At 57.4% G+C, this 16,548-nt stretch carries 18 protein-coding genes and 1 pseudogene; 9 read left to right on the forward strand and 10 right to left on the reverse strand.

Annotation, left to right across the window (positions count from 1 at the left end):
• From AC27VU_RS24585 to AC27VU_RS24595, 3 genes are all read left to right on the forward strand, one after another.
• Positions 1-690: DUF4123 domain-containing protein (locus AC27VU_RS24585; protein WP_488725089.1), on the forward strand; the 690-nt coding region annotated here is incomplete at its 5' end.
• Complete coding sequence (locus AC27VU_RS24590) at positions 690-5,564, forward strand: RHS repeat-associated core domain-containing protein (protein WP_488725090.1); 4,875 nt, start codon at positions 690-692, stop codon at positions 5,562-5,564. The genes AC27VU_RS24585 and AC27VU_RS24590, both read left to right, overlap by 1 nt.
• 2 nt (positions 5,565-5,566) lie before the next feature.
• Positions 5,567-5,788, forward strand: a complete 222-nt coding sequence (locus AC27VU_RS24595) for a hypothetical protein (RefSeq protein WP_488725091.1) — start codon at positions 5,567-5,569, stop codon at positions 5,786-5,788.
• Between the two features lie 210 nt (positions 5,789-5,998).
• Here the strand turns inward: AC27VU_RS24595 and AC27VU_RS24600 are convergent, their stop codons facing one another.
• The 10 genes and pseudogenes from AC27VU_RS24600 to AC27VU_RS24645 form a co-directional block, all read right to left on the reverse strand.
• Complete coding sequence (locus tag AC27VU_RS24600; RefSeq protein ID WP_488725092.1) at positions 5,999-6,628, reverse strand: hypothetical protein; 630 nt, start codon at positions 6,626-6,628, stop codon at positions 5,999-6,001.
• 460 nt (positions 6,629-7,088) lie between these two features.
• Positions 7,089-8,045, reverse strand: coding sequence for a hypothetical protein (locus AC27VU_RS24605; protein ID WP_488725093.1), 957 nt, complete (start codon positions 8,043-8,045; stop codon positions 7,089-7,091).
• Positions 8,042-8,371 (reverse strand): hypothetical protein, encoded by a 330-nt coding sequence (locus AC27VU_RS24610; protein WP_488725094.1) that lies wholly within the window; start codon positions 8,369-8,371, stop codon positions 8,042-8,044. Before AC27VU_RS24610 ends, AC27VU_RS24605 begins: the two co-directional genes overlap by 4 nt.
• A gap of 262 nt (positions 8,372-8,633) precedes the next feature.
• A pseudogene (locus AC27VU_RS24615) lies at positions 8,634-8,783 on the reverse strand (terminase small subunit); the annotation flags it as partial.
• A 327-nt stretch (positions 8,784-9,110) separates the two neighbouring features.
• Positions 9,111-9,443: a phage holin family protein gene (locus tag AC27VU_RS24620; protein WP_488725095.1), complete on the reverse strand. Its 333-nt coding sequence runs from the start codon at positions 9,441-9,443 to the stop codon at positions 9,111-9,113.
• A gap of 539 nt (positions 9,444-9,982) precedes the next feature.
• Positions 9,983-10,342: a PA0613 family protein gene (locus tag AC27VU_RS24625; RefSeq protein WP_008080173.1), complete on the reverse strand. Its 360-nt coding sequence runs from the start codon at positions 10,340-10,342 to the stop codon at positions 9,983-9,985.
• Positions 10,335-12,554, reverse strand: coding sequence for a VapE domain-containing protein (locus AC27VU_RS24630; RefSeq protein ID WP_488725096.1), 2,220 nt, complete (start codon positions 12,552-12,554; stop codon positions 10,335-10,337). Before AC27VU_RS24630 ends, AC27VU_RS24625 begins: the two co-directional genes overlap by 8 nt.
• Positions 12,544-12,768, reverse strand: a complete 225-nt coding sequence (locus tag AC27VU_RS24635; protein ID WP_116254822.1) for a TraR/DksA family transcriptional regulator — start codon at positions 12,766-12,768, stop codon at positions 12,544-12,546. Before AC27VU_RS24635 ends, AC27VU_RS24630 begins: the two co-directional genes overlap by 11 nt.
• Complete coding sequence (locus AC27VU_RS24640; protein WP_009049401.1) at positions 12,761-13,279, reverse strand: phage regulatory CII family protein; 519 nt, start codon at positions 13,277-13,279, stop codon at positions 12,761-12,763. The genes AC27VU_RS24635 and AC27VU_RS24640 overlap by 8 nt, the downstream gene beginning before the upstream one ends.
• Before the next feature lie 319 nt (positions 13,280-13,598).
• Positions 13,599-13,856, reverse strand: a complete 258-nt coding sequence (locus AC27VU_RS24645) for a hypothetical protein (protein WP_085700750.1) — start codon at positions 13,854-13,856, stop codon at positions 13,599-13,601.
• Positions 13,857-13,932: 76 nt separating this feature from the next.
• Here AC27VU_RS24645 and AC27VU_RS24650 point away from each other — a divergent pair, with 76 nt between their 5' ends.
• From AC27VU_RS24650 to AC27VU_RS24675, 6 genes are all read left to right on the forward strand, one after another.
• On the forward strand, positions 13,933-14,655 hold the full coding sequence (locus tag AC27VU_RS24650; protein WP_488725097.1) for a LexA family protein: 723 nt from the start codon (positions 13,933-13,935) through the stop codon (positions 14,653-14,655).
• Positions 14,656-14,927: 272 nt separating this feature from the next.
• A complete protein-coding gene (locus AC27VU_RS24655; protein ID WP_488725098.1) occupies positions 14,928-15,518 on the forward strand; it encodes a hypothetical protein in 591 nt (196 codons plus the stop codon).
• Positions 15,519-15,528: 10 nt separating this feature from the next.
• Positions 15,529-15,810 (forward strand): phage antirepressor KilAC domain-containing protein, encoded by a 282-nt coding sequence (locus AC27VU_RS24660; RefSeq protein ID WP_488725099.1) that lies wholly within the window; start codon positions 15,529-15,531, stop codon positions 15,808-15,810.
• Between the two features lie 25 nt (positions 15,811-15,835).
• On the forward strand, positions 15,836-15,976 hold the full coding sequence (locus AC27VU_RS24665; protein WP_170929787.1) for a hypothetical protein: 141 nt from the start codon (positions 15,836-15,838) through the stop codon (positions 15,974-15,976).
• The gene (locus AC27VU_RS24670) at positions 15,969-16,325 is read left to right on the forward strand and encodes a pyocin activator PrtN family protein (protein WP_488725100.1); all 357 of its coding nucleotides are present in this window, start codon (positions 15,969-15,971) and stop codon (positions 16,323-16,325) included. The genes AC27VU_RS24665 and AC27VU_RS24670 overlap by 8 nt, the downstream gene beginning before the upstream one ends.
• Complete coding sequence (locus AC27VU_RS24675; RefSeq protein ID WP_116254740.1) at positions 16,312-16,548, forward strand: DUF4224 domain-containing protein; 237 nt, start codon at positions 16,312-16,314, stop codon at positions 16,546-16,548. Before AC27VU_RS24670 ends, AC27VU_RS24675 begins: the two co-directional genes overlap by 14 nt.

A 16,548-nucleotide genomic window follows, 5' to 3' on the forward strand; every position in this document is an offset into this window, starting at 1 on the left:
TTGCAGACTGGCGAGCGCCTGTACCTGATCATCAGTGCAGCGAGCGATGCCGACGCGCTGAAAACCCTGTACCTGACCGAACCCACCGCCCAGCTCCTGCCGATCTGGGGCGGCACGCCCTACTCCACCTGGCAACCGGTGATGCCCTACGTCACCGAACTCAAACCGAACTCGGCATTCCTGCCGTGGATCGCCGAAACCGACGCCCTCGACTGGGGCTGGCTGGCAGTATCACGCGCCGAACCGAACGACGTGTTCGAGCACCTGCGCAGCCTGACACAGGTGAAGATGCCGGACGGAACTGAGGTGTTTTTCCGCTTCTGGGATGGGCGGCATATCTACCCGATTCTGAAGGGGCTTGGGGAGAAGGCTGGGGAAGTAATGCCGATGTTTGAGCGGTATTTGATTAATGGGCAGACGCTGGAGGTTGGAACGCGGGTGTTGCCGAAGGTGAAGGATTGGCCGTGGTGGGAGGTGCCGAAGGATTTGCTGGATGGCTTAGCCAAGGACAACCCGACGACACTGATCAGCAACCTGATGCAGTGGCTGGAAGAAGACCGCCCGGATATTTACAACGCTTGGCCTGAGAACAACCTGAAGCTGAAAGTCAGCCGTTTCGTGCGCCGCCCGGATGCGCCGAAAAACCTTAAAGAAGCACTGTTAAACCACCTGATTCTGGAGCAAGGCTGATGGATCGCGTTGCCACTATCGAAACCCAATTGGACTCCTTCAAAAACAGCCTCAAGCTTTACCGCGAGGAAACCAAGAGCTGGTACGCACAGCTTGCTGACAAAGCCAGCCGAGCAGCTAACATGCCCTCCCTGCTTGGTATGGAGCGCGTGATCAAGGCCGGTGACTCCAGCAAGTCTGTCAGCATGACTGATGGTGATTTTTCATACGTCGCCAAGTGCCCGCTTGTAGGGCCACTGCTGATTGAAAGCAAATTCGAATCGGTTTTCGACATTCCTATCGGCGATATCAAAGTCGATATCATTGCCGTGGACGGGGGCGCCAAGTCGACGATTACCTTGGACAAACAGGGTAAAGGCAGTTTTCAGGGAGAGCCTGGAAAATCCTATAAAATCCACGTCCACGATCAGGTGACGCCTGCGCAGATCGACACGCTGTTCAAATCCTACGACGGCTTAGCTGCCGATCTCGAAGGATTCCTGCGAAAAGAATGGGCAGGCTTCAAACCGCAGTGGTCGAATCAGAGTGCGTCAGCCAAAGCGATGGCAATTGGGGTCGGCATTCTTGAGGGTGGATGGGAGGCTATCAAGGGAGTTTGGGATGGCATCTCGAAGGCCCTGGACATTCTTCAGAACCCTAAAGATTTCGCAGCAGATTTGGGTGCAGGAGCAGCGGAACTGGTAAAGCTTGCCGAAGACGCGCCGGACGTCATGAAGCAAGCCATGCTGCTGGCAAGTGACGAAGCTGCGTTGTTTCTGATGGTTCACTGTGCGTCTATCTGGGTCGCGGGATTACCACCAACACAGATGGCCGGCCAAACGGCGAAGATGACATCCGCTGCCGTTATCGGGATCCTCATCGACATTGTAATTTCAGTCGTGCTGACCGTTGCGGCCGAAGGCGCCGGGTTGTTTTACCTCGCCGCGCGCCTCGCTAAGTACAGCCAGATCATCATCAAGGCTGTTACTGGCTTTGTGAAGTCGTTGTTCTCCATCATCAAAGGCTTCATGGGTTACGTCGGTAAATACGTCGCTGTCGCAGCTCGTGGAGTGGCGACTCGTGTAGAAAAAGGAGTCGCGCAGCTACGCTTTGATGGCAAACGTAATGCGACCGTTGAGCACGGCAAGCGTCCCGATGACGCCTCGAAACAATCGAAGAATCCTGACGACAAAAGCGCGGCGCCGGCGCAAGACACTTGCACCAATGGCTGCCCGGTCTCGATGGTCACGGGCGAAGAATTACTGACTCTTACCGATGGTCAACTCGATGGTCTGCTTCCGTTTGAGTGGACGCGCCTCTATCGCACCAGTGCGGTCGAGATCGACAGCCGCCTTGGGTTTGGATGGAGCCACGCTCTTTCTCATCGATTGGCTCTGGATGATGAGGGCGTCCTGTGGACGGATAACGAAAACCGAACCACTCGTTTTCCCATGCCGACGCAGCAACGCCCCGCCATTATCAACAGTCTGTCGAAAGCGGCCATCTACCTGGGATCGACACCAGGCGAACTCATCCTGACGCAGGCCGGGCAGGATCCGCGCTTTTATCATTTCCGTGCGGGACGCTTGATCACCATCAGTGACGCGTACAACAACCAGTTACAGCTGAGTTACGACTTCGCTGACCGAATCCAGCGTATCGACAACAACGCCGGACGCTCCCTGTTAGTCCGCCACGAAGATCGTCACATCGTTGCCGTGGATTATCAGCAGCGCCGTGCTGAGTACACGGAGCAGGGTCAACGGCAGGAGCCATGGATCACCGTTCAAACGCTAGTGACCTATCGGTATAACGCACAGGGCCAACTCATCAGCGCCACCAATGCTGCCGGTGAAACTGAACACTATCGTTACAACGACCAACACGTCATTTTTGAACGACAACTGGCCGGTGGTGCGAGCTTTTTCTGGGAGTGGGAAAACGAAGGCAAATCGTCACGCAGCATCCGTCACTGGGCCAGCTTTTCGCAGATGGACTCGCAGTACGCTTGGGACGATGCCGGCAAGGTTACCGTTACAAACGCGGATGGGAGCGAGCAGGTTTATGTGCATGACGAAAATGCTCGACTCATCAGCGAGATCGCTGCGGACGGCGCTGAGACTCAAAAGACCTATGACGACAAAGGTCGGCTGATTGCAGAAAAGGATCCTCTCGGAGCAATTACCGAATACCGTTACAACGATGCCGGCCTGCTTGCCGTTGTTATTCCTCCTGAAGATGCGCCGACGTTCTACGAATATCGACATGGCTTTGTGAGTGAGATTCACCGAGGTAAAGCGAGCTGGAAATACCAGCGAAATAGCCAAGGCGATATCACCCGCCAGACAGATCCTGACGGCAACGAAACACACTACAGCTACGATGCCCAAGGTCGCGTGCTGGAGATCGTTCATCCAGACGGCGGACGGCATCAGCTCGCCTGGAATGGACTGGGTCAATTGCTCGAAGAAGCATTGCCCGATGGTGGTCGTCGTAAATACCGCTACGACGCACTGGGTCGTCAAATCACCCGCCAGGACGAACACGGCTCGATCACCCATTACCAATGGGATGCGGCTGGCCGCTTGACGCAGACCACACAGCCTGGCGGTGCGACCCGCACTTATACCTATAACGCCTACGGCAAGGTCACAGCCGAGCGCGATGAACTAGGCCGTATCACACGCTACGAATACGCCGACAATCTGCAACTTGTCAGCCGCCGCATCAACCCGGACGGCAGTGAGCTGCTCTATCGCTACGACAACTCACGCCTGCTGTTGACTGAGATCGAAAACGAGCGCGGCGAACATTATCAGCTCGACTATTACTCAAACGGGCTGATACAGCAGGAGACGGGATTTGATGGTCGCCGTACTGCCTACGAATATGACCTGAATGGCAACCTGCTGAAGAGAACTGAGTACGGCGACGACGGTAGCGAGCTGGTCACTGAATACCAACGTGACTCCGCTGGCCGCTTGCTTGTGAAGAAATTGGCCGATGGTGAGGAAGTTCACTACAGCTATGACGCACTCGGTCGCTTGGTCAATGTTGATGACGGTCATTGGCCACTGGCTTATGAATACGACTCCCAAGATCGGCTGATTACCGAGCACCAGGGTTGGGGCACCCTGCGCTACGAGTACGACAACGTAGGCCGACTAAAGCATTGCCGTCTACCGGACGGTAGCAAGCTCGACTATCGCCGGTTACCCGGCGGCAATCTCAGCAGCATTGACCTCAACGGTTCTCGCCTGACATCTCACCAGTTCAAAGCTGGTCGTGAACAGCAACGTCAGCAAGGCTTGCTGTTGAGTCAGTATCAATACGACGATCAGGGTCGACTGCAGGCGCAAAACGTTAGCCAGCGTGATAGCGTTCTGCTGCAGCGCCGATATAATTACGACGCGGCGGGTAACCTTGCAGGTATCAACGATAGCCTTAAAGGTGCCCGCAACTTTCACTATGATCCGCTTGATCGCCTGATCAGTGTTCGCGGTTCAATACCGGAGAGCTTCGCGCACGACCCAGCCGGCAATCTGCTGGGCCAGAACAACGAAGGCACCGCCAACCTTGCCAACATCAAAGGCAACCGCCTGCTGATGCAGGGTGACCGTCACTACGACTACGACGCCTACGGAAATCTGATTCGCGAGCGCCGCGGTACAGGGCAGAAGCTCGTCACTGAATACCGCTATGACTGCCAGCATCGCTTGATCGGCGTCAGCCTACCCGGCGGCAGTATCGCGACCTACAAGTACGACGCCTTCGGTCGACGTATCGAGAAAACAGTCGATGGCCACACCACCGAATTCCTCTGGCAAGGCGAACGGCTGATTGTAGAGAGCGGTGAAAGTCGGTATCGCACCTATGTCTATGAACCAGACAGCTTCCGCCCCTTGGCGATGCTCGACGGTGAAGGCCCGCTCAAGGCAGCGCCTTTCTATTACCATCTCGATCACCTGGGCACACCGCAGGAAATCACCGATTACAGCGGCGCGGTAATGTGGTCAGCCCAGTATCGGGCCTACGGCAACCTGGCTAAGCTGGATGTCGCAGAGATCGACAACCCGCTACGGTTTCAAGGCCAGTATTTCGACGCAGAGAGTGGACTTCACTACAACCGCCACCGGTACTACAACCCGGGCACAGGACGGTTTCAAACTCCGGATCCGGTTAAGCTTGCAGGTGGACTCAACAACTACCAGTACGTACCGAACCCTACCGGCTGGGTAGATCCGCTTGGTCTGATGTTTAGGGCGATTACCAGGGCGGCGACCGGTGTCGCTAAAAAGGCACCACTGAAGCCCACTGCAAACTGCCCCAAGCCCGGAGGGGGATCATCTCCGAGCACTACCCCTACCCTTGCAGACTCCAGCGTAAAGACGGGAGACGTCACTCCACCGGCCGTCATCGAGTCGAAACCAGACTTCTATGTCGGACCATCCGGGCCGGACTCGACTTTGCCTGCGACAGGGTATCGGTATATGGGCTACAAGAATGCTGACGGAACTGTAAACACACACGCACAGAACACGATCAACACTCAGGAAGCTCGGCTGTCGTATTTTGGATTTGAAAAATTCGAGACGGGGGACGCGGCAACGGAAGCCTTCCAAGTACGAGCACCAAAGCACGTTACTGCGGCTGACCCGGATCCGGCATGGAGTGATGGCCGTCTACGCTTGAAGTTTGACACGCTTCAGCTCTACAAAGATGGTGTGCCCAACGCTACAGTGCCGTACGAGCTTGGTGGGAAAGGTCCTAATCTGGAACCTTTCACCAAAGCGTATCCTGAGTACGGTACTGGGGGAGCTCAGCAACTCATCCCCAAACCGGGTAATCCCACTGTTATCAAAGTGGATGAAGTCACGATTTTGCCGGAGAAGTAATAGTGCTAACCGATCTAGAGGCGCGCGTAGCGCTCAAGGAACTGATTGAAAAATACCTCAAGGGTAGAGATCCCGATTACGACCGTTTGATCGAAATTGTTCAGGACACTTCGCGGCAAGTTCCGATCAGGGGTGTGCTTGAGGATATTCGAAGACACAACAAGGTCCAGTACACGCAGCAAGAGCTTGAGCTGATCGACGACCTTTTGTACATGTATGGGTAGAGCGCTCTCCGACCTAAGATCTTCAGCCCAGGAAGGAGCGGAAGCATCCAAAGCAGTTTGATGGTGCAGACTCTTAAGCAGACTTCAAATAGCTAGCCCCCCCCTGGCAAGTTTTGCTGGCCCTGTCGGCTAGGCTTATCAGCGAACACAGCGCGGAAAGCATCTTTCCATAACGGAAAAGCCCAGCCAAAGCTGGGCTCTGTTTGCATGCTATTGCAGCGGCCAGTTGGTCTGACCGTGGGTAATCACGCCGGGAGTACGACCGTAGCGCTGCGCCAGAGAGGGAGCCAATTCAGGAAGAAGCTCTTCGATATACGGGACCATCATGGCCACGTATACCTCGAAGGATGGGTGCTTACGCCATTGGCCTGCTTCGATAGCACTGCAATACGAGCGATCAAACCATCCGCGCAAAACCAACAGTGCCCCCTCTATACGATCTTCCATGGGGCCGCCACCGCGCGCCTTGGTATAGCCATCCTTTTTCAAGATTTCGCGCTCCACGTAGGTACCCGGGCGATAGCCGGTGATCTCGTGGACCTCCATGATCCGTTCGTGAATCTCGCGGTGCTCCCGCTGATCATCCTTAAGATCAGCCGCGAACCGGAAGTCACAGTAGAGGCAATGCGCGACCGCATTCGGGCCACCTGGTGAATCCAGGTACTGATCGATCACTGCCTGAAACCGGCGGTTCAGCTCGTGATAGTTGCGAAGACCGAGAAGGTCAGCCGCGGCAAGGTCGAGCCGCTTGCCGTGAGGCAGTTCAGGATGTGCTTGTTTGAGTTGCTTCGCGAGGCGCTTGACGTTCTGTACGTCAGCGAAAGTAAGGACATGTTGCATAATCAGCCTCCAAAAGGCTGGGCCTGTTGTCCACTACGAGAACCCAATACAGGGTTGGTTGAAACGGGTGAAATCACGATAGCGCTATTGCTTCGCCAGAGTGGACGGCGGGCACCTACCGAACGTGCCTGTTGCTAGGTTACTTGAATCCTAAACATCTCCGCAAGTAACCCAAAATAGAGGTGAGCGTCCGGCGCCTACCGAGGCTGCGGAGTCGGCAGGCTACTAATGGCGATCATTCACTTCACGGCTAGAAACGCGGGGTCGCTGCCCGGTGCGGATATCGATTACTGCAGAGGGCTTCACGAGACTTTGAGCTACAGGGTGTATGAATTTCAAGGGAGCGAGCGGATCATCATGAGGTTCAGCTTTAAGTCTGGGCAGCCAGCCTGAATAGCAGCCATGAGTACAGCTGCCGCAGGTCTCTAGCCCCCTGATCCTGAAACGCTAACGCAGCACTTTACTCCTCCGACTGCTCTTGAACCCCCAGATTTCGATACCTTTGCTTACCCCACACGGTAGGATCAGGAGTAACCTCAATCACCGTGGTCGGCGGAGTATTGATACGAAACCCAGGCTCCATTTTTGCCCGCATTTCGAGATACTGGCCGAGGAAGGCGTCGTACGCCAGGCGGGGCGCGTACTGTACGTTTCCTTTCTGGTCCACAGCCTCGCCATGGTAGAAAAAGTCCACACCCTGGGCGAGTGGCAGCGACAGACTAGCGATAGGCTTGTAGTCCCCCTCATAAAGCGTGAGTCGCAGCTTGGCCCTGGTCCCGTACAGCAACCCCATCTGTTCGGCGAACCAGTTGATGTATCTGTCGCCGTTGATCCGTGTCGGTTCGACAGGCAATGTATAAGCACTGTCCAGCTCACGGTTTTTACGCAGGCGGCTGGCCATGCCATTCAGCTCCAACCCCTCACCGAACTTGATGTCGACCTGTTCTCCAGCCTCGATCTTGATTGGCTTGTTCACTGAAAGCGCAGGCCACAGCAAGTTCCTTGAGCCGAATGAGCCGCCGCCCTTCGACAGATTTGTCGCCTGGACTATCTCCCACTTGGCTGCTGTCAAGACAATGGGTGCAGCCGTGATGTTCGTCGCGCGCACGGACAAGAAAACCTGCTCGTTAACAGATTGCTTGTCACCGCTGGGTTGTCCGAATATCGGAGTCGGGCTGAGCCAAGCCTCTGCAACAAAGACCCTGCGGCCTTGGCTCGCAGCAGTGATGTTGGTCAGGCGCTCCAACGCTTCTTTGGTGATACCGATGCAATAACTTGTCCCCGATGCGCCCGCACCGCTGACGATGGACGAACATGGACCCGTGGTCTGCATACTCGGTGACTGAGCCTCGGCCAGCTGAGGCATCACCAGCACAGAAAGCATCATCACCGCACTGCGAAGTTTTGCCCAGCTCATGGCCGAGTATCGACTGTGGATTTAACCACAGCGCCTTGCCCGGTCACTATCGGCGAGGCCGCTCCGTGGGTGGACATTCCGTCCTTAGCGGAGGTTTGTGCAGGCGCCGATTTAGTTAGTCCCGTGACGTGGACCTCGACCTTCGCATCAGGTGCGGTAACGATGGGAGAGCCGTCGTCGTGGGTGGCAATATAGGGGGCCGGCTGCTCCGACGGATTGAGCTTCACGCCGAGTCCATTGGGCTTTGCATCAATCTGCAGCCCGCGATTTTGGACCAGTGCTGCAGCGACCAATAGTCCGACCACAACGAACAGCGTGATAGTCACAAACGATCTCTTGCGGCTGCTTCTCCCGCCCGCGCGCGTTCTCTGCGAGAAATTGTTCAACTTCAAACTCCTGTAAATGATGGGTGCGGTATCCGTGCGGCCGCTGCACACAGCGACGGTTTCAAACTACTTACGAAACCCACAAGAGTACATGAGCGCACTCATTGGTGATCTCGAAATCTTCATTGCTCAGATTGCAAGCCTATGACTAGGAATTGGGCAGGTACTTGCGCGCCACACGGGAGATAAGTCGGCATTGGCCTATCAGCGCTTCAGTGGCCAGCACATCAACCTGCTTGCCATTGGGAGACAGGACCAGGCGACCGTTTTCTTTGAGCCAGGTGATGTAGCTCGGCGACCGGCCGATGTGCGCAGCGAAAGCGCTCTTTGACAGGTACGTAGCTGTGCTCATAAGCCCTCCTTTTCAGCGGCTTTTCAATGAATCCTTTCAAGATTTCAGTGGATTTAAATTTCAGTAAGCTGGCGGGCCTCCCACTAACAAGATCCCGCGGGTTTCCGACCCCGTGTCCTTTGGAAATCCCCAGGGTCCCCGGCGGGTTCTGCCCGGTCCGGTCGGTCGAGCCGGCATCCGAGTGCCATGTCCTGCCCCCACCCCTTTGGAAAGACGGACATCCCTGCAAAGGTTTCAGCTAGAGAGATCTCGCGAGTTCGATAACCCGTGTAGGGGGCGGCCCTTGGGGAGGACCCGTGAAATCTGCGCCTACCCGGCCTGCCCGGCTCACGCCTTCGGCTCGGCCTCGCCCAGATCCAGCCGCCTGGCCACCCAGCGCTCGTACAAGCCGATGGCGACATCGGCGCCGGCCATCGCGGTCAGGCAACCCAGGGCGCCCGCTGTCCAGATCGACAGGCCCGCCCCGAACAGCAACATCATCGCCGACACGCCGCAGACGATGCAGGCGCCGGACCTAAGTGCGAGGCGGCGCAGTAACACCCAACCTCGTGCCCCATCCTTGTCAGCGCGCCACATCTCGCCGGACACGCCGCCTACCAGGGATAGGGCAATCACCAACCAGATCGGCATCTCTGCCAGTGCCTGTTGCTCGTTCGTCATTGCCCTGCCCCTTAAACAAAAAGACCCGGCGCTATGGCCGGGTCAGGTGGTGGGTGGCCTGCCGCGCTTTGCGCTCGCACCCATCGAAGATGGCCCCTTTTTACAGGTCGATTCTGGTGGCAGCAAGACCGTTTTAATGCCATCCGGTGAATGTGTGGGTGACGCCCGGTGAACGGCTGGCGCATGTCGGTGAATATCTCAACCCGGCTGGCTTCTGCTTCTGGTGTTTCGGCGGCGTCCCATGTGTCCCACCTCTGTAAAATAAGGTGGGACGTCTGAAAGCCCCGCAGATTGGGGCTTTGCCCCACCGTCCTACTTTTATCTCTCTTTTCTCGTGTATAGAGAGAATATTTAAAAACACGCGTGCGCGTGGACACGCGCATTGATGCCCGCTACGCATACACGGGCGGGAAGCCTGAAAAAGGTGGGACGGTGGGACAGCCCAACAACGACACGGCCTGCGCCCGTCCCACCACTGCAAAAAGCAGTGGGACGGAGGCAGGCCGGTGGGACGGCGTGAGCCAGAGGGATGCCCACGATCAAGCCGCTTCCCCCAGGAGGAAGTGCTCGACCACGATGTGAGCGTCATGCAGGCGCTGGTAGTAGAGGTTGCGTGTGCAACCACTGTTCGCAAGGCGTGCAGCCAGAGGCGCATCGGGCTGGAAGTAATGCACCTTGACCACAGTCATCAACTCGGGATCGAGACGTTTCTTGACGATGCGCTCAATGTCCAGAGAGGCTTCCAGCGGCACCCTGCTCCCACGCCTGCCGCGCACCAGCTGACCACCGCTGTCCATCATCATGGCTACCATGTTGCCGCCCGAGTAACCGGCGGCGACCTCATCGCTGTGCAGCTCCTGCGCCCATTGCTTGAGGGCCATATCGATCGCTTTAATCATCGAAGCACGGCTCCTCAAACGCAGGTTGTTCCAGCGCAGGCGCCCTGCCCCAACCCTCAGGTTTCTTGTACGCCCAAGGCCGCTGGCCGCTCTTGCTCAAGGCACCTAAACGGAACCGTCGCCACCCCAGTCGATGGAGGATCGCACCCACGCGCATCTGCTCCGGTTTTCCCCAGTGACCCGGATCGAGCTTGAGCGCCTGACTCATCACTTCACTGCCGGTGGTGGTCTCGCCAATCTGCGACTCTTCGAGCCAGGTCAGGATGGGCGTTTCCCATTCGTCCACCACAAAGCGTTCGTCCTGTTCCTCGCTGAACATTGGCGCTTCCTCTCGCGTGACCCACCAGAGGTCCCCGGCCTCAAAGCAGAACATCGCTTCGGCCCACAACTGGTCGCGGATCTCGCGCAGCAACGGCACGTCGACCTTGGTACAGGCCACCGGCCAATACCGGCGGTTGCCGGTGGCATCCTTGAGGTACTCGTCCTGGTTGGTCGTGCCGACGAAGACACACTGGCGTGGCACGTCCAGGGTTCTGCGACCATAGCTTTCGCGGTAGGTGTCTGTGGACGCCGAGAAGAATTGCTTGGCCTTGGTGCTCTCGGCCTTGTTGAAGCTGTCCAGCTCGCCGAGCTCCACGATCCACTTACCGCGGATCGCCTGGAAGCCGTCCTTGTCGCCGAGAGAAAACGGCGTGTCCATGAACCAGTCACCGCCGAGCACGCTCATCGCGGTCGACTTACCGGCGCCCTGTACGCCTTCGAGGATCATCACCGAGTCGGCCTTGCAGCCGGGTCTCATCACCCGTGCCACGGCCGAGAGCAGCCAGCGTTTACCGACCTTGGAGGTGTAGTCGGTTTCCTTCACCCCCATGACATCCGTCAGCCAGCGGTCCAGGCGCGGTACACGATCCCATTCGAGTTTTTTCAGGTACTCGCGCACCGGGTGAAAGGCATGGTCATGGGCCACGACGCTGACGGCCTCGATCACGTGCGAAGACTTCACACGCAGGTTGTACTGCTGCGCGAGCCACTTCATCACCCGCACGTCGTCGATGTCGGCCCACTCACCGGTGCCGCCGCCATAAGGCGCTGCACGTAACTTGACGATCTTCGAGCTGAAGGCGCAGTAGCTGATCACCCCGGCCCAGCGTTCATCGTGAGCGAGGATCAGTTCGACGTTTTGCATGTGCGCGATCAAGGCGCCGCTCTCGCTGCGGGCGAGCTGATCTTTCCAGCCACCCGCCGCCGGCGGACGCACCACGGCCAGCACTTGCCGGCGAACCGCGTCCAAACCCTCAGCGACGTGCAGGTCGTTGAAGTCGGTCCACTTGTCGTGACGCTCGACCGAAAAGATCGGCGCAACCACCTGGGCACCCACGATCAACGCGGCGTTGCTAGCCTTCTCGTCGCCGGGGTTCCAGGCATCGCCGTTGGGCTTGGCGGTCTTCCAGTCGTCATCGCGGCAGATGATCAGCGGGCATCCGGCAAAGCGCTCGCGCATGACCTTGCACACGGCCAACAGGTTCCCCGCATCGAAGGCCACCGCCACTGCCAGCGACGTCGCCATGTGCAGGCTGGCGCCGGTAGCGTAACCCTCACAGACCAGCACCGGTTCGCCCGGTACAGGATGCGGGCCGAGCAGGTGAAAAGTGCCCTCTTTCGCCATCCCGTAGGGCCAGTAGGATTTGTCGCGGCCGGTGTCCTCCTGCTTGTTTGGGAAGATCACCTGCAGGCCCATGACCTGGTCACGAGCGTTCTTCATTGGGACCAACACGGCGCCGGTACGCGGTGCATAACGCACGTTGATGCCAACAATCTGCTTGCGGTCCAGATAATCGCTGCGGCCGGTGGTCGGCATGCGCTCAAACAAACCCTGCGCCCTTTTCGCGGCCCGCCGCGCAGCGTTGTTCGCGATTTCGGCGGCGCGGCGCTTGGCTTCTTCCTGGCGAGCGCGCATCACTTCGCGCTCTTCCGGCGACATGCGACCGGCCTTGACCTTGATCTTCTGCGTCTCGCCCGAACGCCAGTCACCGAAAGCACCGAAGATCAGCGTGTCGCCCTTCTCCGTGCGCTGCTCGTGGACCACGTACCAGCCGTTCTTTTCCTTGCCCTTGTCCTGCGATGTCTTGCAGCGGGTCAGCTTGCCGAACACCAGCGGCTGCGCTGGCTCCAGACCGTAATCGGCGAATTGACCCAATACCTCATCGAGCATGCTGAATCCCCCGTTCAGAGAGGGACTGGCAACTGATGCACTGCGAGCAACCCGGTGAGGCCAGGCGGCGCGCTTCCGGGATCGGGTCGTCACAGGCTTCGCAGAACAGCAAGGAATGGGCAGCGCTTTCGGCCTTGGCAGCGCTGCGCGCGGCCATGGCCTGATCGATACGTTCCTGCACCAGATCGTTGGCGAAGTCAGCAATATCAGCCACGGTCGGCACCTCGCGTCGTCTGGTTGACGTAGGTGGCGCGGTTGAACAACCCCAGCAGTCCTTGAATACCCCGGAACACCTGCAGACGAATCGCCGCGAGTTCCTGATCAGTGACGACGCCGTCGCCGATGCTCTTGGCCCAGGTCTCGGCCAGATCAGCGACTTGGCGGAAGTATTCGGCGATGCCGGTGGTGAGGGTCTCGGGCATGTCGTTGGTGTAGGTGTCGGCCAGCTCCTGCCAGATCGTGTCGCCGACCAGCGCATGCACCGCATCGAGAATGCGGCGATCCTTGGTCAGTTCGAGGATCTCGCCAAACTCCTGAATGTTGATGGAGTGGCTCGGGTGGGTTGGCGACAGCTTGTGCTGCAGCGTGGTCGGGTTACGACCGGTTGTGGCAGCGATGGCAGCAGCACCGCCCGGGTAATCGCGAGCAGCGTGGTACAGCGCTAAATCGAGCGGCAGGATTTCCCGCTGCGCCCGTTCCAGAGAACTGAGAGCAATTCGGCTCATGGCATTAATCCTAAAAGTTGCCAGTGCCGCGCGACAGGGAGTGGTGATACATTTGTCGCGTGGCTTGGTATGGCCCAAACGCCGGTAACCCTTGCAGGGGACAACCGGCACCGTGCCGGGGCGAACAGTCCGTTGTTCACCCCTGGCGCAACAGCTGCCAGCTCTGTGGTAAGAACGGCAGCAACACCAAGGCTTCCGAGCCTTGGAAACGCGATGGAGGTCGGCGGCATGTGGTGTGCGCACCTACCGACATCGCGGCCCGATAGCATTGTGGTGATGCTGTCGGGAGGAACTGGGCGACCTTTGGGTCGCCTTTTTTCTATGCAGTCTTCTGCGGTGCAGATTTTCCAAGCAGCCAATCGGCGTCGAATGGGTTGCCTTTTTCTCCTGCAGCTGCAGCAAGCAATTTCGCGTACTCAGTCTCACCTGTGTAATCGGTGCGTGGTAACGAAGCTGCTAGCCTCCACTTGTTGAGTGCTTGGTAACTGCGTCCACACACACGTGCTGCCGCTCCAATACCGCCTACGGCCTCAAAGGCGAAAGCAATGGCATTAGGGAAACTCTGTGGGTCCAGCATGAATGCCTCCTTTCAACTGTCGGTTGATAATAATATTCAACTGACAGATTAGCAATCATTATGTGACTATCAACCTATGATTGATAAAGAATCCGAAAGACTTATGTTTGCCGAACGGCTTAATACTGCGCTGGACGCCAATGGCGTTCGCCAGCGTGGCCGAGGGGCAGACATCATCAAACAGCTCAGCTCCAAAGGAGTGGTTAAGACCGCCCAAGCCGTTAGTAAATGGCTTAACGGAGCGGCCATTCCTGAAATAGACAGTTTGACGGCGCTATCCGCTTGGCTGGGCGTGCGCAGAGAATGGCTTGAGCACGGGGTCATGCCTGTTTTCCCTCACGAAGCAGGTAATTCGCAAGCAGCGCAGGACGAGAACGTCATTGCCTTGACATCAAGCATGAACAAAGTACCGCTGATTTCATGGGTTCAAGCGGGAGCTTGGTGCGAGATTGCCCCCACCGTTGAACTACTCCATGCCGAACAGTGGGTGCCCTGTCCCGTGAATATCAGCAGATCAGGGTATGCGCTTCGCGTTGTTGGAGACTCAATGACAAACACCGGTCCAGGTCGCAGTTACCCTGAGGGCTGCATCATTTTTGTCGACCCTGATCTCGTTGTGAACAACGGTGATCGAGTTATCGCTTCTTTGCCGAGCAGCAACGAAGCCACGTTCAAGGTGCTCGTGAAGGACGCCGGAAAGCATTACTTGAAACCGATCAACCCGCAATACCCCATCATAGAAATGACGGACGATATGCAAATTTGCGGAAAAATCGTTGGGTCATTCACCCCCGAGTGAATACTCACTCCGTGTTTTTCACCTGATGGTTGTTGACTTAATTTAACCACTGGTTGATATTTGCCTCACTCTTTACCACAGAGCGAGGCAAAACCTATGCGCACCACTGCAACCTTGCATGTTCATCCGGCATGTGTCAGTAATCGTAAATTGATCGAACAACTGCAGCTCGCCACGGGCTGCCTAGTCGTCATTCATAACAACAAACCCAAGCTAGTCTCCAAGTCCTGCCAGCCCTCTCCTGTCGACCCGAACGGCGGAGGGCACGCGGCATGATCAAGTACAAGATCGACAACCGCACCCTCCAACTGCTCAACGCCCAGGTCAACCTGACCGAGACCTTCAACCACGTCTTGCGCACAGCACCGAAGCGCGAGTGCCTGGCATTCCGCCTCAAGGCCGAACGCGGCCCCGTGGAAAGCACTTTTGTCATCGAACTGGGCAGCGAACGCCACACGCTGACCCTGCCGAACGACAAGAAGATGCACCTCAAGCTGGCCGACTTCATCGAGGAGATTACCAACGGCCCGCTCGATCCGAGCAACACCAGCGATCGGGTGCATCGTACCCACGCAGGTCGACAGTACGGCCGCTTTGAAGTGCAAGACAAGCAGCGGGTATTCGAGCTGATCCGCACCGGCGGCGTGCTGAGCCTCGACATGGGCTTCGATCTGCCGCTGCACGTCGTTGTTCATCGCCCGCACACCCTCTCCTGCATCACCGCCATCCTCAGCATTGGCACAAAGAGCCCGCGTACCCGGTGTTTTACCGCGTGCGGTACCGATGTCGAGATCTACGGCAAGGTCAGCGAATCCATCAGCCAAATTGCTGCAGCGGCCACTCCTGCCGCACACGCGGCTTAAGGAGGGCGCCATGGAACGTACCCTCGCCCAAACAGCTGCTCATCTTGGCCTGACCCGTCCCAAGCTCATCGCCCGCATGCGCGAAAAGGGTCTGCTCAAGGGAAACCTGCCGGCAGATCTGAAACGCGACGATGAGTATCTACGAATCAAAGACACTCCCTGGTACGACGAGAAATACGGCATGCAGTACAGCCAGTCGACCCGGGTCAAGCAAGCCGGCATCCGCTGGCTGGCTGAACAGCTGGACATCGATCTTCCCGCCATCCCGGCAGACCGCCGTGACGTGGCCTAGAGAATACGCCCGCCAGATCGTTGCCATGCGCACACGCGAGGAGCGCAACGCCGCGCTCCTCGAAGTGCCAGAACATCTGCGCGAGCTGACGAAACGCCACTGCCTGAATGCCTGGAACCACCCGGCACGAAAACAACTCAAGGAGGCTCGACAAGGCCATGAGTAAAGCCACGCAGAATCCGCTTCGCCTTCATCCGGCGCCGGAATCGACCACCGTCGAAATGCTCTATCGCACTTTCGGAAATGTGCTGATCCCTCTGGAAAAAGTGCGGGAGGCCTATTTTCGTAACCTGAATTCACAGTTATTCGTGACTGAGATCTACAACGGCAGGATCCAGCTTCCGATCACCACAATCGACGCCAGTCGCAAGGCACTCAAATACGTCCACATCCGGCACATGGCCTCGTTGATCGACATCTGCGCCTACAAGGCTGATGAAGACATGCAACGACAGCAGGACGAGTCCATACAAGCCGACGTGAATTCAGAAAGGAATAGCCGTGGAAATTCATAGCGAAACACTTGCCGAGGACGAACTGGTCGCAATCACCGGATATCAACGACCTTCGTTGCAACTGGACTGGCTCAATCGAAATGGCTGGAAGTATGTACTTACTGGCGCAAGAAGACCCGTTGTAGGCCGCGTATATGCCCGAATGAAGCTGTCAGGTGTAAAGCCTTCATCTGACAACATTGCGGCTGAAGCCTGGTCGCTAGATCTTTCTCGTGTGGGGTGA

Source organism: Pseudomonas sp. 14P5.3.2 (assembly GCF_057799175.1).

What these genes read in the sequence shown, in the direction of transcription:
- AC27VU_RS24600 (WP_488725092.1), bottom strand. Translation starts at nt 6,628, where the DNA reads ATGCAACATGTCCTTACTTTCGCTGACGTACAGAACGTCAAGCGCCTC.
- AC27VU_RS24665 (WP_170929787.1), top strand. Translation starts at nt 15,836, where the DNA reads ATGCGCACACGCGAGGAGCGCAACGCCGCGCTCCTCGAAGTGCCAGAA.
- AC27VU_RS24630 (WP_488725096.1), bottom strand. Translation starts at nt 12,554, where the DNA reads ATGCTCGATGAGGTATTGGGTCAATTCGCCGATTACGGTCTGGAGCCA.
- AC27VU_RS24650 (WP_488725097.1), top strand. Translation starts at nt 13,933, where the DNA reads ATGATTGATAAAGAATCCGAAAGACTTATGTTTGCCGAACGGCTTAAT.
- AC27VU_RS24640 (WP_009049401.1), bottom strand. Translation starts at nt 13,279, where the DNA reads ATGAGCCGAATTGCTCTCAGTTCTCTGGAACGGGCGCAGCGGGAAATC.
- AC27VU_RS24645 (WP_085700750.1), bottom strand. Translation starts at nt 13,856, where the DNA reads ATGCTGGACCCACAGAGTTTCCCTAATGCCATTGCTTTCGCCTTTGAG.
- AC27VU_RS24670 (WP_488725100.1), top strand. Translation starts at nt 15,969, where the DNA reads ATGAGTAAAGCCACGCAGAATCCGCTTCGCCTTCATCCGGCGCCGGAA.
- AC27VU_RS24605 (WP_488725093.1), bottom strand. Translation starts at nt 8,045, where the DNA reads ATGAGCTGGGCAAAACTTCGCAGTGCGGTGATGATGCTTTCTGTGCTG.
- AC27VU_RS24655 (WP_488725098.1), top strand. Translation starts at nt 14,928, where the DNA reads ATGATCAAGTACAAGATCGACAACCGCACCCTCCAACTGCTCAACGCC.
- AC27VU_RS24590 (WP_488725090.1), top strand. Translation starts at nt 690, where the DNA reads ATGGATCGCGTTGCCACTATCGAAACCCAATTGGACTCCTTCAAAAAC.
- AC27VU_RS24620 (WP_488725095.1), bottom strand. Translation starts at nt 9,443, where the DNA reads ATGACGAACGAGCAACAGGCACTGGCAGAGATGCCGATCTGGTTGGTG.
- AC27VU_RS24660 (WP_488725099.1), top strand. Translation starts at nt 15,529, where the DNA reads ATGGAACGTACCCTCGCCCAAACAGCTGCTCATCTTGGCCTGACCCGT.
- AC27VU_RS24625 (WP_008080173.1), bottom strand. Translation starts at nt 10,342, where the DNA reads ATGATTAAAGCGATCGATATGGCCCTCAAGCAATGGGCGCAGGAGCTG.